The organism is Actinomadura sp. KC345 (assembly GCF_004348515.1).
Classification (GTDB): Bacteria; Actinomycetota; Actinomycetes; order Streptosporangiales; family Streptosporangiaceae; genus Spirillospora.
In genome coordinates, this window is the sequence record NZ_SMKH01000029.1 from 1 (window position 1) to 23,186 (window position 23,186).

The following is a 23,186-nucleotide window of genomic DNA, read 5'->3' on the forward strand; positions in this document are numbered from 1 at the left end:
GGTCAACGCTGCCCCGGTCAACGCCGCCCCGGTCAACGCCGCCCCGGTCAACGCTGCCCCGGTCAACGCTGCCCTGGTCGAGGCCGCCTTCGCCGACTTCCCGCCGCAGGACTGGTACCGGGCCTACGCCCGCGCCGCCGGCGCCGAGCTGGCCGTCGCCGCCGGGCTCCCGGACGCGGCGGACCGGCTCGCCGCCGCCTCGGACGCCGCCGCCGAGAACGACTGGGCCGCCGCCTGCCTCTCCCGCGCCGCCGGCCGCCTGCACGACGACATGGACGAGCTGTCCGCCGCCGCCCAAGCCTGGGAGCGCATAGGCGCACGCTACGAACGCGCCTGCACCCTCCTCCTGATCCCCGCCCGCGCGTCCGAGGCCCACACCGACCTAGCCGCCCTCCGCACCCCCTGAGCGCCGCAAGTCGACGAAGCGCTCGGCCGGGGCGGTCGTGGGCTCGTGGCCGCTTGTCAGCCGAGGACGAGGGTGGCGGCGTGTTCGCCGATCATCATGCTCGGGGCGGCGGTGTTGCCGCCGGTGATGCTCGGCATGATCGACGCGTCGGCGACGCGCAGGCCGTCGATTCCGCGGACCCGCAGCGCGGGGTCGACCACGGCGCGCTCGTCGGCGCCCATGCGGCAGCTGCCGACCGGGTGGTAGACGGTCGTCGCCCGGTTCGGCAGCTCCCTGGCCATCGCGGCGCGGTCGGGGAACTCGGGGCCGGGCGACAGCTCGGCGCCCACCCCGCCGGAAATGATCTTGTTGGCCATGATCTCGCGGACGAGCTCGATCCCGTCCAGCAGCAGCCGCGCGTCGTCGGGCTCGCCGAGGTAGCCCGGGTCGATCACCGGTGCGGCGGACGGGTCGGCGGACGCGAGCCGCACCGTGCCGCGGCTCTTCGGGTAGATCAGCGTCGGCATGATCGTGAGGGCGGAGCGCTTGTCGACCTTGTGCCGCGTCGGCGCGTCCTGGTTGGGGAACGGGTACGACCACGGCAGCGTGTGGATCTGCAGGTCGGGGATGTCGCCGGCCTGCGGGCTGCGGACGAACCCGACCCCCTCGAAGACGCTGCGCGCCACCCAGGTGCCGCCGCGCGTCCACTCCTTCGCCACGCCCGACGCGAAGTAGGGGGCGGTGCCCCGGTGGCGGGCCGTGTCCATGAGGAAGGTCATCGGCACGAACATGTGGTCGTGGAGGTTGTCCCCGACGGGCAGGTCCGCGTGGACGTCGATGCCGTGCTCCCGCAGGTGCGCGGCCGGGCCGATCCCGGACAGCATCAGTAGGTGCGGCGAGCCGAACGCCCCGGCGGCCAGGATCACCTCGCGGGACGCCCGGATCGTCCCGCGCCCCTTCCCGGTGAGGATCTCCACGCCCGTGGCGCGCCCGTCCCGGACCGTCACGCGTTCCACCGCCGCCTTGGTCAGGACCGTCAGGTTCGGCAGGCCGTGGTCGTCGAGGTAGCCGACGGACGAGCTGTAACGCAGCCCCCCGTCGACGCTCTGCTGGAAGATCGACGCGCCGTCCTGCACCTCTCCGTTGTAGTCGTCGTTCCGCTTCACCCCCGCCGTCTCGGCCATCGCCTCAAGGAACGCCTCGGACGCGGGCGTGAGGTCCCGCTGGCGGGTCACCCGGATCGGACCGCCCGCGCCGCGCAGGCCGGTCTCGCCGTCCTCCCAGCTCTCCATCCGCTTGAAGCTGGGGAGGACGTCGTCGTAACCCCAGCCGGTGCAGCCGTCCGCCGCCCAGTCGTCGAAGTTCCTGCGGTTGCCGCGCACGAACAGCATCCCGTTGATCGACCCCGAGCCGCCGAGCACGCGGCCCCGGGTCTGCGGGATCCTCCGGCCGAGCGCGTTCTCCTGAGGGGCGCTGTAGAAGCCCCAGTCCAGCCGCTTCTTCAGTTGCGGGACGTTGTGGAAGACCGCGATGAGACCGGGCTTGCGCACCATGGGGGACCTGTCGGGCCCGCCCGCCTCCACGAGGACGACGTCCGCCCCCGACTCGGCCAGGCGTTTCGCCAGCACGCACCCCGCGCTGCCGGCCCCCACGACGACGTAATCAGCGGTCTGCTCCATGCGCGTTCCTCTCAACGGCCGCCGATACGGGGCGGCCGACCGTGCGGACCCGCGCCTGGCCCGATGATCCCCAACGGCCCGACGGTAGAAGCTCCGCGGCGCCCCCGCGGGAGAGGTCCCATTGACCGGAACCTTCCGGCTACTCGTAGGGGTTGCCGGGCTTGTCGATCTTCTGGACGGAGCGGGCCCGGAGCGTGTGCACGACCGTCCTGTCGCGGCGGGCCGGCGGCTCCCAGACGCCCACGACCCGGACCCACGAGTCGGCGGGCGGCTGCGGAAGGCCGCGCACCTTGACCGGGAACGGGACGGCGTCGCCCGCGCAGCAGGCGATCTTCATCCGGATGAGCTGCCAGCCGGCCTGGCCCCGCCCGGCCGGTCCCACGAACCCGGTCAGCCGCACGGGGACGCCCGCGAGCGTCGCCGGATCACCGGTCTGGGCCACGTGGGCGCGGCCGAGGAACTCGCTCATCGACATCGCGACCGGCCCGCCGCTCGCGGACAGGGGGCGGAAACCGTTGTCCGGCGGGGGCGGCGGCGTCGCCGCGCGGTCGGCGCCCCGGGAGGCGGTGAACGATCCGAGCGCCGGCGGAGCGATCACGAAGATCGCCAGCACGGGCAGGCCGAGCAGCCACGCCACCTTCGGGCCGCGCGAGTGGTCGTGCCCATCGTGCCCATCGTGCCCGGCGTGGTCTGCGTGGTCCGCGTGGTCTCCGGTGTCCCGCCACTCGCGGCGCAGTCCGGCGGCGCCCAGCGCGATCAGCGCCACCGCCGCGGCCACCAGCGGGTACCGGAAGCCGGGCCGCACGTAGTTGACGTACTCGCCGCTGCCCAGCGTGATCCACAGGACCGCGGCGCCGAGGAAGACCAGCAGCAGGTTCTGCGCGGCCTTGGTCATGAGAGCAGCCCTCCCACCAGGACGCTGACCCCGACCGCGAGGCAGAAGGTCAGCGGGACGAACCGGACCGCGAAGCGGCGGCCGAAGAAGCCCGTCTGCAGGGCGATGAGCTTCAGGTCCACCATCGGCCCGACGACGAGGAAGGTCAGCTTCGCGGTCGTGGAGAACTGCGACAGGCTCGCCGCGACGAACGCGTCCGCCTCCGAGCAGATGGACATCAGCACGGCCAGCGCCGCCAGCAGCAGCACCGAGACGACGGGGTTGTCCGCCGCGGCCGACACCCAGCTCGCCGGCACGACCACGTTGATCGTCGCGGCCCCGAAGGCGCCGACGACCAGGAAGCCCCCGGCGTGGACGATGTCGTGCCGCATGGCCCGCCGGAACGCCTCCAGGCGCCCGGCCCTCCCGTGCGCCTCGGGCCGGGACGGGATCTTGATCCACTCGCCCTTGCCGAGCAGCAGCCACGCCCAGCCCGCCAGCACCGCCACCAGCAGGGAGGCGGCGAAACGTCCCGCCACCATCTCCGGCTGACCCGGGAAGGCCACCGCGGTGGCGACCAGCACGATCGGGTTGATCGCGGGGGCGGCGAGCAGGAAGGTCAGCGCGGCGGCCGGGACGACCCCGCGCGCCATCAGCCCGCCCGCGACCGGCACCGACGCGCACTCGCACCCCGGCAGGACCGCCCCCATCGCGCCCGCGACGGGCACCGCGGCCCCCGGGCGGCGCGGCAGCACCCGCCGCCACAGCGACGCCGGGACGAACGCGGTGATCGCGGCCGACAGCGCGACCCCGAACACCAGGAACGGCAGCGCCTGGACGCAGACCGCGACGAAGATGGTGGTCCAGGCGTCGAGGGCGCCCGCGTCGACGTGCGGCGCCACCCACATCCGGCCGAGCACCAGCAGCGCCGCCAGCAGGCCGAACGCCCACACGGCACGGGTTCCCGGGGACGCGGGATCGCGGCGTCCCCAGTCGGCGGGCGGGAGCAGATCGTCCTCGGCCGTGCGCAGGCCGACGCGGTCGGTCATGCCCGTCATCGTTCCAGAGCCCGCGCCGTGATCCGGCCCGATCCACGGGATGGCGGGTCTTGGCAGACGCGGTCCCGATCAGTGATCGTTGAGGGCATCGGCGTTGGGAGGCGGCATGGGGGCGAAGACGGTCGGGGCGGTGCTCCGGGACGCGGCGGCGCGGGACAAGGCGTTCCTGTACGACGGTGACGAAACCGTCACCTACCCCGAGTTCGACGCGCTGGCGGACCGGGTCGCGGGCGGGCTGCTCGCCCGCGGGATCGGCCGCGGCGACCGGATCGCGCTGTTGGGCCTCAACACGCCGCAATGGCTGGCCGCGTTCTTCGGCGCCGCGCGGATCGGCGCGGTCGTCGTCCCGCTCAACGTGCGCTACCGGGAGCAGGAGCTGTCCTCCATGCTGGGCCAGAGCGATGCCCGGATGGTCATCAGCGTCTCCGCCCTCCCCGACTTCGACTTCGCGGCGTTCTTCGAGGGTTCCGGGACCGGCTTCCCGGCGTCCGCGACTACGTGTTCTTCGGCGCGGGCTTCCCCGGCAGCGCGACGTTCGACGAGCTGGCGGCGCCGTCCGGCCGGGCCGCGCCGGCCGAGGTCAGCGACGCCGTGGACCCGTCCGACCCGCTGATGATCCTCTACACCTCGGGGACGACCGGACGCCCTAAGGGCGCGACGATCACGCACCAGAGCATCCTGGCGTCGGCGCACGCGCAGGCGGCCCACTTCCGGATGACCGACGGCGACGTCCTGCTCGGGCATCTGCCGTTCAACCATGTCGGCGGCATCACCTGCACGCTCATGTCCACGCTCGTCAGCGGAGGCGCGGTGGCGCTGCTGCCGGCGTTCAGCCCGGACGCGGCGCTGCGCGCCATCGAACGCCACGGGGTGACGTTCTGCGGCGCGGTGCCGACGATGTACGTGCTGATGCTCGGCCGGGAGGACTTCGCCGACCACGACCTGTCGTCCGTCCGGCTCTGCGTGGCGGGCGGGTCCAACATCGAGCCCGCGCTGGCCGGGGCGATCCGGCAGGGCTTCCCCGGAGTCCCGCTGTACGGGCTGTACGGCCTGTCGGAGTCATCGGGCGCGTGCGTGCTGTCGCCGCTGGACGACGATTCGGAGACCGTCGCCCGCACCCTGGGCATGGTCATCGGCGACTTCGAGGCACGCGTGACCGGGCCGGACGGTGGCGTCCTGCCGCCCGGCGAGGTCGGTGAACTCCAGATCCGCGGCGACTGCGTGGCCTCCGGCTACTGGAACATGCCCGAGGAGACCGCCGCGGTCTTCCTGCCGGACGGCTGGCTCGCCACCGGCGACATGGTCGCCATGGAGCCCGACGGGCATCTCGTGCTGCGAGGCCGCAAGAAGGAGATGTACATCCAGGGCGGCTTCAACGTCTACCCCGTGGAGATCGAGAACGTCCTGACCACGCACCCGAAGGTCGCGATGGCCGCCGGGATCGGCGTCCCGGACGAGGTGCTCGGCGAGGTGGGGCGCTTCTATGTCGTCCCGCGCCCCGACGCCGAGCCGCCCACCCCGGAGGAGCTCACCGCCTACTGCCGGGACCGCCTGGCCGACTACAAGGTCCCGCGCCAGTTCGTGGTGACCGCCGAGGTCCCGCTGACACCGGTGGGCAAGATCCACAAGGCCGCCCTGAAGGAACGCCACCTGCCGAACCCCTAGCACGGTAGATCCTTGTTTCCCCCGGTCAGGGCTAATAAAGGTCGTTTCGTCGCGGTGATTCCGGCTATGCCGGTACTCAGTCGTACGAGCCGGTACGGCACCTCGACGAGGCGAAGTGATGACGATGACGGAGACAGGCGCCGGGGTCGGGGGCCTCGGCCGGGGGCTGGCCGGGATGCTGCCCACCGAGCGGCTCAAGCATGCCGGCCAGGGGCTCGCCAAGGCGGCCGTGGTGCAGACGCTGGAGAAGACCAGCGGCGGCATCCGAAGCCTCACCCACCTGCTGCCGGGAACCGACCGCAACGGGGAGCCCGACGAAGACCAGGACGGCGGCGACCAGGGCAAAGGCCAGGGCGACGGCCAGGGCAAGGTCGTCAACATCATCGAGGAGTTCGACGTCGGACTGCCGCGACGGGTCGCCTACGGGCAGTGGACCATGTTCGGCGACTATCCGTCCTTCACCCGCAAGGTCGAGAGCGTCGACCAGGAGTCCGACGAGAAGGTCAACTGGCGGGCTCGGATCTTCCTGTCGCACCGCAGCTGGGAGTCCACGATCATCGAGCAGGTCCCCGATGAGCGGATCGTCTGGAAGTCCAAGGGCGCCAAGGGCTACGTCGACGGGGCCGTGACGTTCCACGAGCTGGCCCCCACCATGACCCGGATCATGCTCGTGGCCGAGTACCACCCCGACGGCTTCCTGGAGAAGACCGCCAACCTGTGGCGGGCCCAGGGCCGCCGCCTCCGGCTGGACTTCAAGCACATCAAGCGCCACATGATGACGCGCACCCTCCTGGAGCAGGACGAGACCGAGGGCTGGCGCGGCGAGATCCGCGACGGCGAGGTGGTCAAGACGCACGACGAGGCCGTCCAGGAGGAGAAGGAGCGGGCTGAATGACGGATTACAGCACGTCGGGCGAGCCGCGGTCCGGCCAGGAGCGCAATGACTCCGATCAAGGACAGGAAGCCGCGGTCGGCAGGGTCTACGAAAGGGAGAACCAGCCGAGTCCCCGCCATGGGCCGGACGTCCACCTCAATGTGCCCGTGCTCAAGGTGGACGAGATCTCCCTTGAGGTCGACAACCTGGAGGCGCACGTATCGCTCGTCGCCCAGGTTCTCGACATGCTCAAGCTGAACGTCGGTGCGGACGTCTACCTCGGCAAGGTCGATCTGGAGATCAAGGGAGTCGAGGCGGAGGCGCAGCTGGACGTCCGGCTCGACAACGTGGCCGTGATCGTCAACCGTGTGCTGACCACCCTCGACCAGAACCCGGAGATCCTCCGGCACATCGGCCGCGGCGTGGAGTCGGCGACACGCCACATCGGTGCCGGGACCGGCTCCGCGGTCGGTGAACTCGGTAAGGGCGCCGGAAGCGCCGTCCAGGACGTGGGCGAAGGCGCCGGAGGTGCCGTGAGAGACGTCGGGAAGGGCGCCGGAGGGGCGGTCGAAGACGTGGGCATGGGTGCCGGGAGCGCGGTCCAGGACGTCGGTGCGGGAGCCGCCGACACCGCCCGAGACGTGGGCAAGGGGGCGGGGAGCGCGGCGGAGGGCGCGGGCGAGGCCGCGAAGGGCGTCGCCGGTACCGCCCCGGCGGAGACCGGCAAGGCCGATGACACCGGCGGAACCGCTGAAGCCGGAAAGCCCGCGGGCGAGGACGCCGATGTGTCAGAAGGCCGGGATGACGCGGAGCCGGCGGCTGATCAAGATGACACGGACGGCGGCGAGGACGAGGGCGGCGACGTCCAGAACGCGCTGCGGGAGGCCGAGGAATCGGTGCGCGACCTGGGGCGGGCGCTGCTGCGGATGGTGAGGGGGTGACCGATCGTGAGCCGCGATGAGCATCCGGGACCGGAGCCGCGGCGGACCGCGGAGATCGTCTTCACGGCCAGGGTGAAGGCCGACGAACTCCGCTTCAGGGCCGCTCCCGAAAGCCGCGTGGAGTTCACGGGCGACGCCGACGACGACTCCGCCTCCGGGAGCGCACGCACGAACCTGCCCGACGAGGTCGAGGAGAACGTCACCTATCGCAACGTCCGGATCGACTACGCGATCGCGGCGGAGCTGCGCGACGACGAGCCGGCGGGGGGCCGTTCGGCCCGCCCGCCGCGCCGCCGGTGATCAAGCGGGGATGATGTTCTCCGCCTGCAGGCCCTTCTGGCCCTGGGTGACGTCGAACGACACCTTCTGGCCCTCCTGGAGCTCGCGGAAGCCGTTGCCCGCGATGTTGGAGTAGTGAGCGAAGACGTCGGCGCCGCCGCCGTCCTGCTCGATGAAGCCGAAGCCCTTTTCCGCGTTGAACCACTTGACGGTGCCGCTGGCCATGGTCGTCTCCTTCTGGATCGATCCCCACCGCACACCTTGTGCGGCCGGGGACGCCGCGATGGCCCATCCGGAAGATCCAGAACAACAAAAAATGCGCCTGAGGTGGAACCTGCAGGCGCACAAGAATGTCTTTGGGAACCGCAACTACCGTCAGAGTACCACATGCGCCGACAGATGAATTTTGCCATTACCTGCCGGACACACTCCCCATACCCGCTCAGGCGGGCGCATACTGGCAGTGATGAAACCCACCGGCCCCGCCAGGCGGCGACACCTGCCCACCAGCCCCTTCAAACCTCCGGCCGCGGCCCCGCCCGCCAAGGAGTTCGCACTCCAGGACCAGGTAACCCACGACAAGTACGGCCTCGGACGCGTCACGGAGGTCCAGGAGGGCCACGCCGTCCTGGTCGACTTCGGGACACGCACGGTCAGGATCCCGGCCCCCTACACGAAACTCTTCAAACTCTGAACCCCGCCCGGAACCGAGCGGCAGACCGACCCAGGCGTGAGGTACACGTCGGCCTGGGCGGTCGGACACCGTCGTTCCCGCTCGGCCGGCTCACATCTGCGTGAGCCGGGGAGGGCGAAGATCGCGGACGATGTGCGCGCCGTCGGCGGCGGGAGCCGCCGGGGCGGTCGCACGGACCCCCTCGGCCAGCTCGATCAGCCGGGCGGACATGTCGGCGAACAGGAGCAACTGGCGCGCGGTGCGCGGGCTGAACGGCTCCGCGCCCGGGCGCCCCAGGACGGCGAGTACCCCGCGGGTGCCCTCACCCGTCTCCAGCGGCAGGATCAGGATCGGCCCGGCCGGCAGGACGCTGAGCGTCTGGTCGGCGGCGATCCGCGCGGACAGGGCCCGGCGGGTGCTGAACGCCCGGCCGAGCATCGAACGGCCGCGCCGTACCGTCAGCCCGCGGATCCGCTCGCCGTCCGTGCCGACGGCGACGTCGATCCGGAGCATGTTGGGGTCCTCCGCGGGCAGGGCGATGAAGGCCAGCGGAACGTGCGCCATCGTGCGCGCGTGCGACGCCACGAGGGCCAGGAGCCCGGGTAGGCGGGTGCCGGCCAGGACGGCCGTCATCAGGTCCGACGACGCGGCGAATCGCCGGTGGTCGTCCGCGGCGTGGCCGGGGTCCGGCGGCCCCCATCGGACGGGCGCCGGTTCGTCGCCGCTCGTCTCCCGCTCGCCGTCCCCGGCCGGCCCCTCGGGGCCTCGCGCGGTCAGGCCGCGGCCGATCGGATGCCGGGACGGGCGAGCCGCGCGGCGCTGACGGTGGGACGGACCGTGAAGACGCGGGACAGTCCGGTGACGCGCAGCAGCCTGTTCACCTGCGGACGCGGGCCGGCGAGGACCACGGTGACGCCCTTCGGCAGCGTCCGGCGGCGCGCACCGACGAGCAGGGCCAGTCCGGAGGCGTCGCAGAAGGTCACGCCCGACAGGTCGATGACCACGAGCGGCCCGGTGTCCCGCAGCGCGGCGTTCAGGCGCTCGCGCAGCGCGGGGGTCGAGGCGATGTCGAGGTCGCCGCTGATGGCGATGACGGTGTGCTCCCCGAACCGCTCGCGCCTCAGGCCGGCCTCGGGCGAGGCGGACACGGCGGCGGGCGTCCGGGAGGGCTGGTGTTGCGGCGTCATGAGCGCCGTACCTGTCTGGGCCCCCGAAGGGGACCGAGTATCGGGAAACCAGGGGGACGCGGGCTTGGCCACTCGCATCGAGAACCCCTAGCCACCACGAGTCTACGCCTTTTCGGCGGACGCCAGGGGTCCACGCCTGGACGGGTGTGCCGCCGGACCTGTCGCACCTCGCCGCGGTGGTCGTCATGGCCGGTGGTGCGGCGGCGAAGCTGTTCCGCTGGGGCTGACCCGGGGGGCGGCGTCACGGCGGCGACGGCGAGGCCGGGAGAGGAACGTTCCTCTCCCGGCCTCGGCTTGTCCGTCATGCCCTGTGCCGGCTCACGCTTTACAGCGGAAGACTCCCCACTTCAGGTGGCCGGACTCGCCACCGCGGACCCAGTTGCGCAGGCCCGACTTCATGTGTTCGAGGTAGTCGGCGCTGATCTGGCCGGCGAACTCGGCCTCGCGCCGCTCGGTCTCCTTGAGGACCCGCCCGTAGTGCGTGGTGAGGTGCTGGGTGAGGTCCTCGAAGCTCGGCCTCATCCCGAGACGGGCGATCTCGCGCTGGTAGAAGCCGGGCGCCCCCATCGTGTCGAGGTGGAGGCGGTCGAGGATGGGCTTCAGGGAGTCCCGGGGGCAGTCGTCGGCCGCCATCGGGTCGGTGAAGACGAAGTCCCCGCCGGGCTTGAGCACCCGGGCGATCTCCTCCAGGGCGCGGATGCGGTCGCCGCCGTGCAGCAGTGCGTCCTGCGACCACACGACGTGGAACGTGTTGTCGTTGAACGGGAGCGCCTCGAAGGACCCGTCGACCACGTCGATCAGGTGGCTGAGCCCCTGCTCCTCGTTCATGGCGCGGTTGCGGTCGTTCTCGACCTCGCTGAGGTTGAGGCAGGTGACCTTGCAGCCGTAGGTGCGGGCCAGCTCGCGTGCGGAGCCGCCGTACCCGGCGCCGAGGTCGATGACGTGCGTGTCCGGCGTCAGGTTCAAACCGGAGGCCATCTGCTGGACGGTCCGGCCGCTGGCCGCGTCGATCGTGTCGTTCTCTTCGTAGATGCCGACGTGGATGTGCTCCCCGCCCCAGACGGAGTGGTAGAACGTGTCCGCGTCGCTGGAGTTGTAGTAGTCGCGGGCGGTGCTCACCGCCGTGGAGTACCCGGTGTTCATCTCGTCTTCCCGGTACTGCTTCTCCGCCACGTGGATGAAGAAGTCGGGGTCTTCGTCATTGTAGGTGTCCTGGAAGTCACCGTACGTGTCGATGCGCTGGAAGCCGACCTCGCGCATGAGCCGCCGCATGTAGTTCTTGCGCAGCGGATACATGTTGAGGGCGTACTCGCTCTTGTCGGGGAACCGGTACCTGAACCGCGCGAGTCCCTCGTCGACGTACTCCGGCTCGGCCACGACCTCCTCTCCGCAGTAGTAGTAGGAGTGCTTGCTGGAGAAGCCGTTGTCCAGGATGGAGTCGTAGTTGCGCTGGTCGATGATGAGCACGCCATCGTGCTTGAGCATGGCGTAGAACTCCGCCAGGGCCTTACGCCGGTCGCGTTCCGAGAACAGGTGGGTGAACGAGTTGCCCAGGCAGATGATCGCGTCGAACTCGCCGTGGACGTCCCGGTTCAGGAAGCGCCAGTCGGCGCACACCACGCGCAGGATGTGGCCTCCGAACGTGTAGCCGTTCTGGAAGGCCTTGCGGAGCATCTCCGGGCTGCCGTCGGCGCTGACGGTCTCGAAGCCCTCCTGGAGAAGCCGGACCGAGTGGAACCCGGTCCCGGTGGCGACGTCAAGGACCTTCTTGACGCCCCGCTCCCTGAGTTGGTCGATGAAGAAGCTGCCTTCGCTCTCGTAGCGCCTCTTCCAGTCGATGAGCTCGTCCCACTTCTCCACGAAGCTTTGGACGTACTCTTCCGTGTAGTGATCGGTGTCGCGAACCTCGGTTGGATTGTCCCCGAACTCTTGGCGCTGAATGGGACTTCCTCCTGTGGACGTGCTTCTGGTGACGGTGTGCGGCCTGGGTGGGACGCACGGTGGTCACCATTGGTCGGTCGATGCGTCACATAGTGTGACGAACTAGTGCGGACAGGACGGACAGGACGAACGTTAGCCCTGCGCACGGCCAGAAATAAGGGGTCCCTGCGGTAGATCTTGGTAACACGCGCTGTGATCAAACCCACGTTTGATCGTGGCGGAGGCCCCGTCCGGTACCCTCCGGGGCGCCATACGCGCTGCTCAAAGCGCTTGCCCGCGGGCCCTCTCCGTGCCGGTTCGCCACCCTGCGCGAGCCGCGTCACGAAGCGGGAGGTCCGTCCCGATTCACGATTGACTTGCAAGTATGTTGCATCTGCGCAATAAGTGCGATGAGTGGGTCTCGGGTAAGGGGTGGTGTTCAGCGTGCCGGGCGGTACGACGCGTCGCGGTTTCCTCGGCCTGGCCGGAGCGGCCGGTGCGGTGCTCCTCACCTCCTGCTCGTCCGGCGGGACGGGTGCCGGCACCCCGCGCAAGGGCGGCGTGCTGCGCGCCGTGTTCCCCGGCTCCGGGGCCAAGGAGACGATGGATCCGCACGCGCAACGGCAGTTCGTGGACATCGCCCGGCACAAGGCCGTCTTCGACAAGCTCGTGGATCTCGGCGAGACCCTCCGGCCGGTGCCCCGGCTGGCGGAGCGCTACGAGACGAACGACGACGCGACCGTCTGGCGGTTCCATCTGCGCGCCGCCACGTTCCACGACGGTCACGTGCTGGACGCCGAGGACGTCCTCTACAGCCTGGCCCGCATCCTCGACCCCAAGGGCGTCGACAGGAGAGCGCGGACCTCGCTGGCGTCCGTCGACCTGAAGCGCTCGCGGGCCATCGGGAAGCGCGTCGTGGAGATCGCGCTCCAGCGGCCGAACGCGGAACTGCCCTCGCTGCTCGCCATGACCGGCACCCACATCGTCCGGCGCGGCTACGGCGACCCGTCCAAGCCGGTCGGCACTGGACCGTTCCGGGCCGGGTCGTTCACCGCCGGCCGGTCGTTCACCGGCCGCCGCTTCGACGACCACTGGGAGGGCGCGGCGCACCTGGACGAGATCCGCATCCTGTCGGCCGAGACCGAGGCCCGCGCCAACGCCGTCCAGGCGGGCGAGGTCGAGTACGCGCACGAGATGACGCCGACGTTCGCCCGCGTCATCGAGTCGAACCGGAACGTGGCGATCGTCGCCACGCCGCGCAGCGGCGCCGAGGGCATCGTGATGAAGACCGACCGGCCCCCGTTCGACGACCCGGACGCGGCGATGGCGGTCAAGCTGCTGGCCGACCGCGAGCGCCTGGTGGAGGTCGTCTTCGGCGGCCGGGGCGTGGTCGGCAACGACATGTACGGCAAGGGGTTCACCTACTACCCCGAGGACGTCCCGCAGCGTGAGCGCGACGTCGACGAGGCCCGCGCGCTGCTGCGCAAGAGCGGTGCGCTGAACAAGGAGGTGACCTTCTACACCTCCACGGCGGCCAACGGGTTCGTCGACGCCGCGAACCTGTTCCGCGAGCAGGCGGCCGAGGCGGGACTGCGCGTGAAGATCGTGAACGGGCCGCCGGAGACCTACTACACCGACCAGCTCGACAAGGGCCTGACCGGCAGCCACCGCACCGGCGCGACGCCGATCCCCACCTACATCAGCGACCGGATGCTGACCGGCTCCCCGCAGAACGCCACCGCCTGGGAGCGCGAGGACTTCGACAAGGAGTTCCGCCAGGCCCAGTCGATCGTGGACGAGGAGGAGCGCACGCGGAAGTACGGCGCGCTCCAGCGGCGGATCCGCGACGAGGGCGGCCTGCTGCTCTGGGGCCACCCCGACTGGCTCAACGCCGTGTCGTCCCGCGTGAACGGCGTGAAGAAGGCGCCGCCCAACACGGTCGACTGGGCGCGCTTCGACAACGTGTGGCTGGCCTGAGCGGTGCTCCGCCACGCCGCCAGGCGCGGGCTGCTGGCCGCCGTCCAGCTCGCGCTCCTGGCCGTCCTGGTCTTCCTGCTCACCTCGCTGCTGCCCGGCGACGCCGCCGAGGTGCGGTTCAACGAGCAAGCGGGACTGGACGAGGTCGCGCACCTGCGTGAGCAGCTCGGGCTCGACCGCCCGCCGGCCGAGCGGTTCCTCGACTGGGCGGGCGGGCTGCTCTCCGGCGATCTCGGCACGTCGCCGGTGAGCGGGAACCCGGTGCGCGAGATCGTCGCCGGGTCGCTCGGCTCCACCCTCCTGCTCGCCGGCGTCACCGCCGCGCTCCTGGTGCCGCTGGCGATGCTGCTCGGCCTGACGGCGGGCCTGCGCGCGGGCGGGGCCGCCGACCGCGCGATCACTTCGGTGACGCTGGCCCTCAACTCCATCCCCGACTTCGTCCTCGCCCTCGCGCTGATCGCGGTGTTCTCCCTGCGGCTGGGATGGCTGCCGTCCACCTGGCTGGGGGCGGACGGCGGCGGCCTGCTGACCAGTCCCGTCCTGCTCGTGCTGCCGGTCGCCGTGCTGCTCGCCCGGACGGTCTGCGCGCTCTCCCGGCAGATACGGGCGGGCACCATCGCGGCGCTGGAGGCGGACTACACCGTCCAGGCGCGGCGGCTCGGCGTCCCGCGCGGCCGGCTGGTGCTGCGGCACGTGCTGCCGAACGCGGCGGTCCCGGGCGTCCAGGAGCTCGCGCGGACCGGTGACCAGCTCCTCGGCGGGGTGCTGATCGTCGAGGCGGTCTTCGCGATCCCCGGCACCGCGACCGCGCTGGTCGAGGCCGTGCAGAGCCGCGACGTCCCGACGGTCCAGGCGCTGACGCTGCTGCTGGCGGCGCTGGCGCTCGGCTTCAACGTCGCGGCCGACCTGGTCGGCCAGCGACTCTCCCCGCGCACGGAGGTCCTGCGATGACCGGTCTCCGGAAGCCGGGCCGCGAAAGGCGCACGCGGCGCTTCTCCCTCACGGTCGCGCTGGCGGCGCTGCTGCTGGCCGTGCCCGTGACGGCGGCGGTACTGGGGCCGCTGCTCGCCCCGGCGGTCACCCCGGACGACGGTGCGCCGTACGTGACGGGCGGCGGACACCTGCTCGGCACGGACGGAACCGGGCGCGACGTGCTGGGGCTGCTGCTGCGCGGCGGGCGCAGCGCCCTCGGCGTCGCCTGCTGCGCCGTCGCCCTCGCCTACCTCGCCGGCGGGCCCCTCGGGCTGGCCGCCGCCGCGACCCGGCACCGCTGGGTCGACGAGCTGCTGATGCGGCCGATCGAGCTGATCCTGCCGATCCCGTCGCTGCTGGTGATCAGCGTGGTCGGCGTGGGCTGGCGCGGCAGCCCGGTCGCCGTCGCGCTCGCGGTGGCGGCGATCAACGCGCCCGCGGTGGCCCGGCTGGTGCGGGCGGCGGCGCTGGACGCGGCGAGCGGGCCGGTCGCCGAGGCGATGCGGGTGCAGGGCGAGTCCCGGCCCCGGGTCCTGTTCGGCTACGTCGGGCGGTCCGTCCTGCCCGTGGCCGCCGCCGACGCCGGCACCCGCGTCCCGGTCGCGGTCTTCACCGTCGCCGCCGCCAACTTCCTCGGCCTCGGCCTGGACCCCGCCTCGCCCGACTGGGGCGTCACGATCGCCGGGAGCCGGGAGGCGCTGCTCATCCAGCCGTGGGCGGTGGGCGCGCCGGCCGCGATGCTCGTCATGTTCACCGTCGGGCTCAACCTCCTGGCCGACCGCCTGCTGAAACGCGGGAGGCGGGAACGGCCGCTCCGGGCGAAGTCGGCACGGGCAGAGACGGCACGGGCGGAGGCGGCGCGATGATCGAGGTGCGCGGGCTGACGGCCCGTACCGGGACGTCCGACCTGCTGCGCGGAGTGGACCTCGACGTCCGGGCGGGCGAGGTGACCGCCCTGGTCGGGCCGTCCGGCAGCGGCAAGACCACCACCGCGCTCGCCCTGCTCGGCGAGTCCGCGCCGGGCGTGGAGCTGGGAGGCGCGGTCCGGGTCGGCGGCGTGCCGGTCGTGACCGAGGACGGCGTCACCCGGGACGCGGTCGCCCTGCGCGGCGGGACGATCGCCTACCTGCCGCAGCATCCGGGCAACGCCCTCAACCCCGCCCGCCGCACCGGCGCGGTGATCAAGGAACTCGCGGGACTGCACGGGAGCGTGACGGCCGACGAGGCGGTGCGCAGGGCGCAGCTGTCCCCGGAGAGGTCCGTGCTGCGCCGCTTCCCGCACCAGTTCTCCGGCGGCCAGCGGCAGCGCGTCGCGCTCGCGCAGGTGCTGGCCTGCGGCCCCGAGGCGGTCATCCTGGACGAACCGAGCACGGGCCTGGACACGGTGACCCGCCTCGGCCTCATCGAGGAACTCGCCGGGCTCGCCGAAGACGGGATGGCGCTGCTGCTCCTGACCCATGACCACGAACTGGTTCGTGCCCTGGCCGACCAGGTCGTCCTGCTGGAGGACGGCCGTGTCGCAAGGCAAGGCCCTCCCCAGGACGTCCTGCCCGCCCTCACCGACCCGGTGCCCGCCTCCACACGAGCCAACGAGGAACCAGCACGACTCGACGTGCAAGACCTCACCGCCTGGCTGCGACCAGGAGGACGCGGCGTGGTCCTGCACGACATCTCCTTGTCGCTGCCCCCGGGAGGTTGCGTCGCCGTGGCCGGGCCGTCCGGCAGCGGCAAGACGACCCTGGCCCGATGCGTGGCCGGACTCCACGAACGGCATCGGGGGACGGTCCTCCTGGACGGCGCCGTGCTTCCGCCGCTCCGGCGCCGCGACCGTGCGCAGAAACGCCGCGTCCAGTACGTGTGGCAGGAGGTCCGCGGCGCGTTCGACGAGCGCCGCCCCGTGCTGGATCAGGTCTCCCGCACCGCCGTCCGGCTCCGCGGGACGCCCCCGGACGAGGCCGCCGCGGAGGCCGCCGACCTCCTCGCCCGGCTGGGCGTCGCCCCGGACACCGCACGCCGCCGCCCGGCGGCCCTCTCCGGCGGGGAACTCCAGCGCGCCGCGTTCGCCCGCGCGGTCCTGGCGCGTCCCGACGTCCTGATCTGCGACGAGATCACCACAGCACTCGACGACACCGCCACGGACCTGGTGCTCACCGAGGTCGCAAGACTGCGCGCGGACGGCACGTCCATCCTGTGGATCGGCCACGACCTGGCCCTCATCCGCCGTGTCGCCGACCGGCTCGTCGTCCTCGACGGCGGCCGCGCGGCCGAGCACGGCGATCTCGCCCGCGTCCTGGACGCACCCGGCTCCGAGACCACCCGCCTGCTGATCCAGGCGGCACGGCCACCAAGGAAGAAGGTAGAGAAGTCATGACGGAGACGCTCAGCTGGCAGACGTGGCAGGACAGCTGGGACCGCCAGCAGGAGTGGTACATGCCCGACCGCGAGGAGCGCTTCCGGGTCATGCTCGACACGGTCGAGGCCCTCGCCGGCCCCGAGCCGCGCGTCCTCGACCTCGCCTGCGGGACGGGCAGCATCACCGACCGGCTGCTGAAGCGCTTCCCCGGCGCGCGCTCGACGGGCCTCGACTACGACCCGGTCCTGCTCACCATCGCGCGCGGCCACTTCGAGGGCGACGACCGCGCGGAGTTCGTGACCGCCGACCTCACCGACCCGGGCTGGACCGACGCCGTGGACGGCCCCTACGACGCCGTCGTGACCGCCACCGCGCTGCACTGGCTGGACGCCGAGCCGCTGCGCGTCCTGTACGGGCAGATCCGGGGCGTGCTGAAGGACGGCGGCGTGTTCCTGAACGCCGACCACATGACCGACGAGTCCGCGCCCCGCCTCAACGCCGCCGCCCAGGCGCTCCTCACGGCCCGCCAGGAGCGCGCCAAGGCCGACGGCGCGCGCGACTGGGAAGCCTGGTGGACCGAGGTCGCCGACGACCCGGCTCTGTCCGAACTCGCCCAGCGCCGCTTCGCGATGCTCGGCGACCCCCGCAAGGGCGCCAGGCCGGTCGGCGACCGGCCCACCACCACCCAGTGGCACCTCGACGCCCTGCGCGAGCGCGGCTTCGCCGAGGCCCGCCAGCTCTGGTGCTCCCACTGCGACGCCCTCGTCGCCGCCCTCCGCTAACGAAGCACCCTGCGACACGAGCACGAACCGGCCCCGTCCACCTGACGGCCACCGGCGGCGTCCCCGGCACCGATGGCACACCGGGGTGGCCGGGGCCCGCCGGGTCGTGTGCCCGCGCCGGACGGGCGGGGTCAGGCCTGGTCGCCGGGGAGCAGGCCGCTCGCCGTGAGGAGTCTCATCCAGCTGTCCTTGTGGCGGCCCTTACGGTCGCGCTCCCCGAGGGGACCGCTCCCCAGCACGCCCTCGACGAGCCTCGGGTAGCCCTCCCCGAGGACATGGTGGTTGAAGAACGTGACGATGTCGTCCGCGAAGTCCTCGCTGTCGATGCGCTCTTCTTCGACGTGCTTGTAGAAGAGGATGTAGTCGTCAGGGTCGACGTAGTAGGCGCTCCCGTCATTGAGGTCCAGGCGTATGGGGGCGCCGCCGTCGATGTCTTCGAGGATGTCGGCGGGGATCCCGTAGCGCTCGTAGCCGATCTCCAGGGGATCGCCCAGTGGACAGTCCGGAGCCGTCCGCCGCCATTTCCATGCGCCCGGGTTCTGTATCACGTCGGGTTGCCTGAAGCAGAAATAGTCACCCGCCAGGCAGGAGAACAACCGGAAGACCGCCGTCACCCCCTCGGGAAGCTCCGGAATTTCCTCCAGTTCCTTGGGTTCCTCGATGGTGACACCGAAGCCGTGCTCGGCCTCCGTCCGCCGTACCACCTCAAGCTTGGCCTGTATCTCTGCCAGCCCCGCGCGCATACCCGCGTCCATCGGACCTCCGCCGCCCTATGCTGTTCTCCCATTATGGTCGGATGTCGGACATTCCGCGCCGGGATCCGGTCCGACCGGCTAGCGTGCGGGGGCGTGACCATGAATTCGCGAATCATGACGAAGGCGACGCAGGGTGCGGTTGTCGCCCATGACCTGTCCCGTCCGGTGGTCAACGGCGGCCTCCTCGAACGGGTGGCGGAGTTTCCCGCCGAAGGCAAGCCGTACGGGCATGCGGTGGCGCCCGATCTGCAATGTGCCGCGTACACGACCGACGAAGCGCTCATCTGCGTGGAGCGTGATGGTACGCCCAGGTGGCGGAGTGAATTCGGGGCGGCGCCGAAGCAGTACATGAACGGCAGGGCCTCCTGCGAGTTCTCGCAGAAGGGCGACGTGGTGTGGCTCTACCGGCCGGACCTCGCCATGAAGGGACGCGGACACACCGACCAGTGGCTCGCCTTCGACGCGGCCACGGGGAACGTCCTCGGGCAGGTCGATCTGGGAAGCGGCGGCCACGGAGCGCAGCATTTCGTCCACCCGGACGGCGAGCAGATCCTCTTGGAGGTCGGTGAGGGGCAGGAGGGGGCGCGCGTCTACAGCGCCCGGCTGGACGGCACCGGAATCGCGCTGACCGTGTGCGAGTGGGACGCGATGCTGTTCGACATGTCCCCGGACGGCAGCCGCCTGATGACGGTCCAGGACGTGCGAGGGAGCCTGCTCCAAGAACTCGTCATCCGCACGTTCCCCGGCGGAGAGGAGTGCGTCACCGTCTCGGCCGAGGCGCTCGGCTACGACGAGGACAAGTACGAGACGTTCTTCATCGGCTTCACCGTGGGCTACCTCGACGCCGGCACCGCGATCGTCTCCGTCCGCGGCGAGCTGGCCGAGGACGAGGACGACGACGAGCCCCAGGATCTCGACTTCCACCGCAACCAGCTGGTCGACGTCCAGAGCGGCCGGGTGCTGGGGCCGATGCCCCCCGAATTCGTGGAGAGGGAGGACATCGTGCCCCTGGGAGACGGCTCGTGGCTGACCACCGGCTCCGACGGCGGCTGGTACCGCCACACGCTGTGAGGCGGGAACCGGTGGCCAGGCCCGGCCCGGTCAGTACTTGATCATGCCGCGGATGTTCTTGCCGTCCCGCATGTCCTGGTAGCCCTGGTTGACCTGGTCGAGCGTGTAGGTGTTGGTGACCAGCTCGTCCAGCTTGAGCTTGCCCTCGTCGTAGAGGCGCAGCAGGCGCGGGATGTCGCGGCGCGGGTTGGCGTTGCCGAAGATGCAGCCGACCAGCTCCTTGCGCTGCATCGCCAGGTCGAACAGGTTGAGCTTGACGTCCTCCTGGAGGATCGGCGCGACGGCGACCACGACACCGCGGCCGCCCTTGGCGACCAGGCTCATCATCGGGTTGATGAGGTCGCCGGTGGCGACGCCGGTGGTGAGGAGGGCCTTGTCGGCGTTGGCGCCCCAGGTCAGCTCCATGACCTTGGCGGTGGCCTCTTCGATGGACGCGGCCGAGTGGGTCGCACCGAACTCGGTCGCCTTCTCGCGCTTCCAGTCGACCGGGTCGACGGCGATGACGTGGCGGGCGCCGGCCATGGCCGCGCCCTGCACGGCGTTCATGCCGATGCCGCCGAGGCCGATCACCACGACGCTCTCGCCCGCCTGCACCTTGGCGACGTTGACGGCCGCGCCCCAGCCGGTGGTCACGCCGCAGCCGACCAGCGCGGCCTTGTCGAGCGGGATCCAGTCGTCGATCTTGACGGCGGACGCCTCGTTGACCACGGTGTACGGCGCGAACGTGCCGGTGCAGCACATGGTGCCGAGGTCCTTGCCGCTCTTGGAGTGGTGCCGGGCGGTCATGTCGCTGATCTGCCGTCCGGCCAGCAGGACGGCGCCCAGGTCGCAGAGGTGCTGCTGACCGCGTGCGCAGGAGGGGCAGCGGCCGCAGGCCGGGACGAACGACAGGACGACGTGGTCGCCCTCCTGCAGCGAGGTGACGCCGGGGCCGACCTGCACGACCTCGCCGGCGCCCTCGTGGCCGCCGATGAGCGGGAACTGCTCCGCCCCCAGCAGCGCCGCGATCTCGTCGCTGAGCACCATGTCCCCGGTGACCACGTGCTCGTCGGAATGGCACAGGCCGGACGCGGCGAGCTTGATCTTGACCTCGCCCGCCTTCGGATCGTCGAGCTCGATGTCCTCGATGCTCCAGTCGGTGTGCGGTTCCCACAGAATCGCCGCTCGAGTCTGCACTGCTGCCTCCCGATGGAAGTGCCGGCGCCGGTTGTGCCTCATGGATACTAGAACTTGATTCGGGAAGCTAGATCTGGACCGATGTCGATCGAGACTCGTTCTCCCGCCCACCGCACGAAGCGCTGGTCACGGCCGCGGACGCCGGTCGTGCCCGAACAACCTTGCCTGCCCTTTTGCCGATAACCCGTTACAGGCGGTCGTTGCCGGTTAGTGGCCTGAAGGGGCGGCCGGCGGATCGCCGCGCCCCCCTGGAAGCGCGGCCGACTCAGCGTGGGAGGTTCAGTGGCAGGCGGCGACAACGACAAGCAGCGGCACCTAGAGCGCGACCGGGTCCGGTCGGACGGCACGAGCTACACGACCGACCAGGGCATCGGGGTGGACGACACCGACAACTCGCTGTCGGTGGGGGACCGGGGGCCCACACTCCTGGAGGACTTCCACTTCCGCGAGAAGCTCACGCGATTCGACCACGAGCGGATTCCGGAGCGGGTGGTGCACGCGCGGGGGTCCGGCGCGTACGGGGAGTTCCAGGTGTACGAGTCCCTGGAGGACATCACGTGCGCCGACTTTCTGTGCGATCCGTCCCTGGTCACGCCGACATTCGTGCGGTTCTCCACCGTCGCCGGGGAGCGCGGGTCGGCCGACACTGTCCGGGACGTGCGGGGGTTCGCGACCAAGTTCTACACGCGGCAGGGCAACTACGACCTGGTCGGCAACAACATGCCGGTGTTCCCCATCCAGGACGGCATCAAGTTCCTCGACTTCGTCCACGCGGTGAAGCCGGAGCCGCGCAACCAGATCCCCCAGGCCCAGTCGGCGCACGACACCCTGTGGGACTTCGTGCAGATGCAGCCCGAGACCATGCACTTCATCATGTGGCTGATGTCCGACCGGGCGATCCCGCGCAGCTACCGGATGATGCAGGGGTTCGGCGTCCACACCTTCCGGTTCGTCAACGCCCAGGGCAAGGGCACGTTCGTGAAGTTCCACTGGCGGCCGAAGCTCGGCACGTACTCGCTGGTATGGGACGAGGTGCTGCGCGTCCAGGGCAACGACCCCGACTTCAACCGGCGCGACCTGTGGGACTGCATCGCCAGCGGCGACCACCCCGAGTACGAGCTGTGCGTGCAGCTCGTGGACGAGAAGGACGAGCACGCGTTCGACTTCGACCTGCTCGACTCCACCAAGATCATTCCGGAGGAGGAGGTGCCGCTGCGGCCGATCGGCAGGATGGTCCTCAACCGGAACCCGCAGAACTTCTTCGCCGAGACCGAGCAGGTCGCGTTCTGCACCGCCAACATCGTGGCCGGCATCGACTTCACCAACGACCCGCTGCTGCAGGCGCGCAACTTCTCCTACCTCGACACCCAGCTCCTGCGCCTCGGCGGGCCGAACCACCAGCAGATCCCCATCAACCGGCCGGTCGCCCCCGTCCACAACGACCACCGGGACGGCTTCCACCAGCACATGATCCACGACAGCGACACCGCCTACTCCAAGAACTCGATCAGCGGCGGCTGCCCGGCGACCGCCGCGGACACCGGGAAGACGGCGGGGGTGTTCCGCCACTACCAGGAACGGGTGTCCGGGGAGAAGATCCGCAGGCGGAGCCCGAGCTTCGAGGACCACTACAGCCAGGCGACGCTGTTCTGGAACAGCATGGCCGGCTGGGAGAAGACCCACATCGTCAACGCCCTGCTGTTCGAACTCGGGCACGTGGAGCGCCGCTACATCAAGGAGAAGGTCGTCGAGCGGCTCGCCAACGTGGACGGGGACCTCGCGGCGCAGGTGGCCGAGGGCCTCGGCTTCGACCCGCCGAGCTCGGCCGTCACCAACCATGGCAGGTCCTCTCCGGCGCTCAGCATGGAGAACCAGCCGACATCGGTCGCCACGCGCAAGATCGCCGTGCTGGTCGGCGACCAGAGCGACCCGAGCGTCGTCCAGCCGGTGGTCCAGGCGCTGAGCGACGCGGGCGCGATCTGCGACATCGTCGCCCCGCACGAGGGCACCGTGGCCACGTTCACGGCCGACAAGCAGCTCAGCGCGGCCAACTCGGTGCTCTACGACGCGGTCCTCGCCGCCGGGGGACGGGAGCTCGTCACCGACGGGCAGGCCGTCCAGTTCGTGCGCGAGGCCTTCAAGCACTGCAAGGCCGTCGGCGTGCTCCCCGGCGCGGAGCCGCTGCTGGAAGCCGCGAACCTGCCGGGAGACCCGAACCAGCCGAGACAGGGCGTCGTCGGTCCGAGCGCGGGCGACGCGTTCGCGCGGCGATTCCACGACGCGGTCGCCGTGCACCGCCACTGGGACCGCGACCTCTCCGCCTTCCCCGCCTGACCCCGCCCCCTTCCGAACGCGGCCGGTGCGCATGACGCGCCGGCCGCGTCGTCGAGGGGAGCGCGTCGTCGAGGGGAGCGCGCCGTCGAGGGGAGCGCGCCGTCGAGGGGAGCGCGCCGTCGCTGGGAGCACAAGGGGATTTGCACGACCATCGCCGTGCGTGGAACGGTCGCGACCGTCCGCACGTTCGTCCGTGCGGGTGCGCCGTTCCGGCGGCTTCGACAGGACGTG

23 protein-coding genes are annotated in these 23,186 nt (G+C 71.2%); 14 read left to right on the forward strand and 9 right to left on the reverse strand.

Annotated elements, in window-relative coordinates; translation table 11 throughout:
* Nucleotides 1–406 (forward strand): hypothetical protein (locus tag E1281_RS41120; RefSeq protein ID WP_207943161.1); only part of this gene is annotated, 406 nt, incomplete at its 5' end.
* Between the two features lie 56 nt (nt 407–462).
* Here E1281_RS41120 and E1281_RS07555 read toward each other — a convergent pair.
* From E1281_RS07555 to E1281_RS07565, 3 genes are all read right to left on the reverse strand, one after another.
* Complete coding sequence (locus tag E1281_RS07555) at nt 463–2,064, reverse strand: FAD-dependent oxidoreductase (protein WP_131876429.1); 1,602 nt, start codon at nt 2,062–2,064, stop codon at nt 463–465.
* 139 nt (nt 2,065–2,203) lie between these two features.
* Nucleotides 2,204–2,959 carry a TIGR03943 family protein gene (locus tag E1281_RS07560; protein ID WP_131876430.1) on the reverse strand — a complete coding sequence of 252 codons (756 nt, stop codon included), beginning with the start codon at nt 2,957–2,959 and terminating at the stop codon, nt 2,204–2,206.
* Nucleotides 2,956–3,996, reverse strand: a complete 1,041-nt coding sequence (locus tag E1281_RS07565; RefSeq protein ID WP_131876431.1) for a permease — start codon at nt 3,994–3,996, stop codon at nt 2,956–2,958. The genes E1281_RS07560 and E1281_RS07565 overlap by 4 nt, the downstream gene beginning before the upstream one ends.
* 106 nt (nt 3,997–4,102) lie before the next feature.
* On the opposite strand from E1281_RS07565, the gene E1281_RS41125 reads away from it, so the two are divergent.
* The 5 genes from E1281_RS41125 (at nt 4,103) to E1281_RS07585 (ending at nt 7,776) form a co-directional block, all read left to right on the forward strand.
* The gene (locus E1281_RS41125; protein ID WP_207943162.1) at nt 4,103–4,609 is read left to right on the forward strand and encodes an AMP-binding protein; all 507 of its coding nucleotides are present in this window, start codon (nt 4,103–4,105) and stop codon (nt 4,607–4,609) included.
* The gene (locus E1281_RS07570; RefSeq protein WP_207943163.1) at nt 4,495–5,661 is read left to right on the forward strand and encodes an AMP-binding protein; all 1,167 of its coding nucleotides are present in this window, start codon (nt 4,495–4,497) and stop codon (nt 5,659–5,661) included. Before E1281_RS41125 ends, E1281_RS07570 begins: the two co-directional genes overlap by 115 nt.
* A gap of 124 nt (nt 5,662–5,785) precedes the next feature.
* Nucleotides 5,786–6,556, forward strand: coding sequence for an SRPBCC family protein (locus tag E1281_RS07575; protein WP_243716683.1), 771 nt, complete (start codon nt 5,786–5,788; stop codon nt 6,554–6,556).
* Complete coding sequence (locus E1281_RS07580; protein WP_131876433.1) at nt 6,553–7,476, forward strand: hypothetical protein; 924 nt, start codon at nt 6,553–6,555, stop codon at nt 7,474–7,476. The genes E1281_RS07575 and E1281_RS07580 overlap by 4 nt, the downstream gene beginning before the upstream one ends.
* Before the next feature lie 6 nt (nt 7,477–7,482).
* A complete protein-coding gene (locus E1281_RS07585) occupies nt 7,483–7,776 on the forward strand; it encodes a hypothetical protein (protein ID WP_131876434.1) in 294 nt (97 codons plus the stop codon).
* Here E1281_RS07585 and E1281_RS07590 read toward each other — a convergent pair whose 3' ends face one another.
* Nucleotides 7,777–7,980, reverse strand: coding sequence for a cold-shock protein (locus E1281_RS07590; protein WP_131876435.1), 204 nt, complete (start codon nt 7,978–7,980; stop codon nt 7,777–7,779).
* Nucleotides 7,981–8,221: 241 nt separating this feature from the next.
* Between E1281_RS07590 and E1281_RS07595 the strand changes: the two genes are divergently transcribed.
* Nucleotides 8,222–8,449 carry a hypothetical protein gene (locus E1281_RS07595; RefSeq protein WP_131876436.1) on the forward strand — a complete coding sequence of 76 codons (228 nt, stop codon included), beginning with the start codon at nt 8,222–8,224 and terminating at the stop codon, nt 8,447–8,449.
* A 90-nt stretch (nt 8,450–8,539) separates the two neighbouring features.
* Here E1281_RS07595 and E1281_RS07600 read toward each other — a convergent pair whose 3' ends face one another.
* The 3 genes from E1281_RS07600 to E1281_RS07610 form a co-directional block, all read right to left on the reverse strand.
* Nucleotides 8,540–9,061, reverse strand: a complete 522-nt coding sequence (locus tag E1281_RS07600; protein ID WP_131876437.1) for a GAF domain-containing protein — start codon at nt 9,059–9,061, stop codon at nt 8,540–8,542.
* Between the two features lie 140 nt (nt 9,062–9,201).
* Nucleotides 9,202–9,615 carry an STAS domain-containing protein gene (locus E1281_RS07605; protein ID WP_165958820.1) on the reverse strand — a complete coding sequence of 138 codons (414 nt, stop codon included), beginning with the start codon at nt 9,613–9,615 and terminating at the stop codon, nt 9,202–9,204.
* Nucleotides 9,616–9,933: 318 nt separating this feature from the next.
* Nucleotides 9,934–11,475, reverse strand: a complete 1,542-nt coding sequence (locus E1281_RS07610; RefSeq protein WP_243716685.1) for a class I SAM-dependent methyltransferase — start codon at nt 11,473–11,475, stop codon at nt 9,934–9,936.
* A 504-nt stretch (nt 11,476–11,979) separates the two neighbouring features.
* Here E1281_RS07610 and E1281_RS07615 point away from each other — a divergent pair.
* The 5 genes from E1281_RS07615 to E1281_RS07635 are packed head-to-tail and all read left to right on the forward strand — an operon-like array spanning nt 11,980 to nt 17,619.
* A complete protein-coding gene (locus E1281_RS07615; RefSeq protein WP_131876463.1) occupies nt 11,980–13,512 on the forward strand; it encodes an ABC transporter substrate-binding protein in 1,533 nt (510 codons plus the stop codon).
* A gap of 3 nt (nt 13,513–13,515) precedes the next feature.
* On the forward strand, nt 13,516–14,463 hold the full coding sequence (locus E1281_RS07620) for an ABC transporter permease (protein ID WP_131876440.1): 948 nt from the start codon (nt 13,516–13,518) through the stop codon (nt 14,461–14,463).
* Nucleotides 14,460–15,350, forward strand: a complete 891-nt coding sequence (locus E1281_RS07625) for an ABC transporter permease subunit (RefSeq protein ID WP_131876441.1) — start codon at nt 14,460–14,462, stop codon at nt 15,348–15,350. Before E1281_RS07620 ends, E1281_RS07625 begins: the two co-directional genes overlap by 4 nt.
* The gene (locus tag E1281_RS07630) at nt 15,347–16,855 is read left to right on the forward strand and encodes an ATP-binding cassette domain-containing protein (RefSeq protein ID WP_131876442.1); all 1,509 of its coding nucleotides are present in this window, start codon (nt 15,347–15,349) and stop codon (nt 16,853–16,855) included. Before E1281_RS07625 ends, E1281_RS07630 begins: the two co-directional genes overlap by 4 nt.
* The gene (locus E1281_RS07635; RefSeq protein WP_131876443.1) at nt 16,852–17,619 is read left to right on the forward strand and encodes a class I SAM-dependent methyltransferase; all 768 of its coding nucleotides are present in this window, start codon (nt 16,852–16,854) and stop codon (nt 17,617–17,619) included. Before E1281_RS07630 ends, E1281_RS07635 begins: the two co-directional genes overlap by 4 nt.
* 131 nt (nt 17,620–17,750) lie before the next feature.
* Here the strand turns inward: E1281_RS07635 and E1281_RS07640 are convergent, their stop codons facing one another.
* A complete protein-coding gene (locus E1281_RS07640) occupies nt 17,751–18,374 on the reverse strand; it encodes a hypothetical protein (protein ID WP_131876444.1) in 624 nt (207 codons plus the stop codon).
* A gap of 114 nt (nt 18,375–18,488) precedes the next feature.
* Between E1281_RS07640 and E1281_RS07645 the strand changes: the two genes are divergently transcribed.
* Nucleotides 18,489–19,445, forward strand: coding sequence for a hypothetical protein (locus E1281_RS07645; RefSeq protein ID WP_131876445.1), 957 nt, complete (start codon nt 18,489–18,491; stop codon nt 19,443–19,445).
* A 30-nt stretch (nt 19,446–19,475) separates the two neighbouring features.
* Here E1281_RS07645 and E1281_RS07650 read toward each other — a convergent pair whose 3' ends face one another.
* Nucleotides 19,476–20,621 (reverse strand): NDMA-dependent alcohol dehydrogenase, encoded by a 1,146-nt coding sequence (locus E1281_RS07650; RefSeq protein WP_131876446.1) that lies wholly within the window; start codon nt 20,619–20,621, stop codon nt 19,476–19,478.
* Nucleotides 20,622–20,903: 282 nt separating this feature from the next.
* Between E1281_RS07650 and E1281_RS07655 the strand changes: the two genes are divergently transcribed.
* Nucleotides 20,904–22,955 carry a catalase gene (locus E1281_RS07655; protein WP_131876447.1) on the forward strand — a complete coding sequence of 684 codons (2,052 nt, stop codon included), beginning with the start codon at nt 20,904–20,906 and terminating at the stop codon, nt 22,953–22,955.
* Nucleotides 22,956–23,186 lie beyond the last annotated feature (231 nt).

Excerpts from the sequence above, each read along its gene's own strand:
- E1281_RS07555 (WP_131876429.1), bottom strand. The coding sequence starts at position 2,064 with ATGGAGCAGACCGCTGATTACGTCGTCGTGGGGGCCGGCAGCGCGGGG.
- E1281_RS07560 (WP_131876430.1), bottom strand. The coding sequence starts at position 2,959 with ATGACCAAGGCCGCGCAGAACCTGCTGCTGGTCTTCCTCGGCGCCGCG.
- E1281_RS07565 (WP_131876431.1), bottom strand. The coding sequence starts at position 3,996 with ATGACGGGCATGACCGACCGCGTCGGCCTGCGCACGGCCGAGGACGAT.
- E1281_RS41125 (WP_207943162.1), top strand. The coding sequence starts at position 4,103 with ATGGGGGCGAAGACGGTCGGGGCGGTGCTCCGGGACGCGGCGGCGCGG.
- E1281_RS07575 (WP_243716683.1), top strand. The coding sequence starts at position 5,786 with ATGACGGAGACAGGCGCCGGGGTCGGGGGCCTCGGCCGGGGGCTGGCC.
- E1281_RS07580 (WP_131876433.1), top strand. The coding sequence starts at position 6,553 with ATGACGGATTACAGCACGTCGGGCGAGCCGCGGTCCGGCCAGGAGCGC.
- E1281_RS07590 (WP_131876435.1), bottom strand. The coding sequence starts at position 7,980 with ATGGCCAGCGGCACCGTCAAGTGGTTCAACGCGGAAAAGGGCTTCGGC.
- E1281_RS07595 (WP_131876436.1), top strand. The coding sequence starts at position 8,222 with ATGAAACCCACCGGCCCCGCCAGGCGGCGACACCTGCCCACCAGCCCC.
- E1281_RS07600 (WP_131876437.1), bottom strand. The coding sequence starts at position 9,061 with ATGACGGCCGTCCTGGCCGGCACCCGCCTACCCGGGCTCCTGGCCCTC.
- E1281_RS07605 (WP_165958820.1), bottom strand. The coding sequence starts at position 9,615 with ATGACGCCGCAACACCAGCCCTCCCGGACGCCCGCCGCCGTGTCCGCC.
- E1281_RS07625 (WP_131876441.1), top strand. The coding sequence starts at position 14,460 with ATGACCGGTCTCCGGAAGCCGGGCCGCGAAAGGCGCACGCGGCGCTTC.
- E1281_RS07630 (WP_131876442.1), top strand. The coding sequence starts at position 15,347 with ATGATCGAGGTGCGCGGGCTGACGGCCCGTACCGGGACGTCCGACCTG.
- E1281_RS07635 (WP_131876443.1), top strand. The coding sequence starts at position 16,852 with ATGACGGAGACGCTCAGCTGGCAGACGTGGCAGGACAGCTGGGACCGC.
- E1281_RS07640 (WP_131876444.1), bottom strand. The coding sequence starts at position 18,374 with ATGGACGCGGGTATGCGCGCGGGGCTGGCAGAGATACAGGCCAAGCTT.
- E1281_RS07645 (WP_131876445.1), top strand. The coding sequence starts at position 18,489 with ATGACGAAGGCGACGCAGGGTGCGGTTGTCGCCCATGACCTGTCCCGT.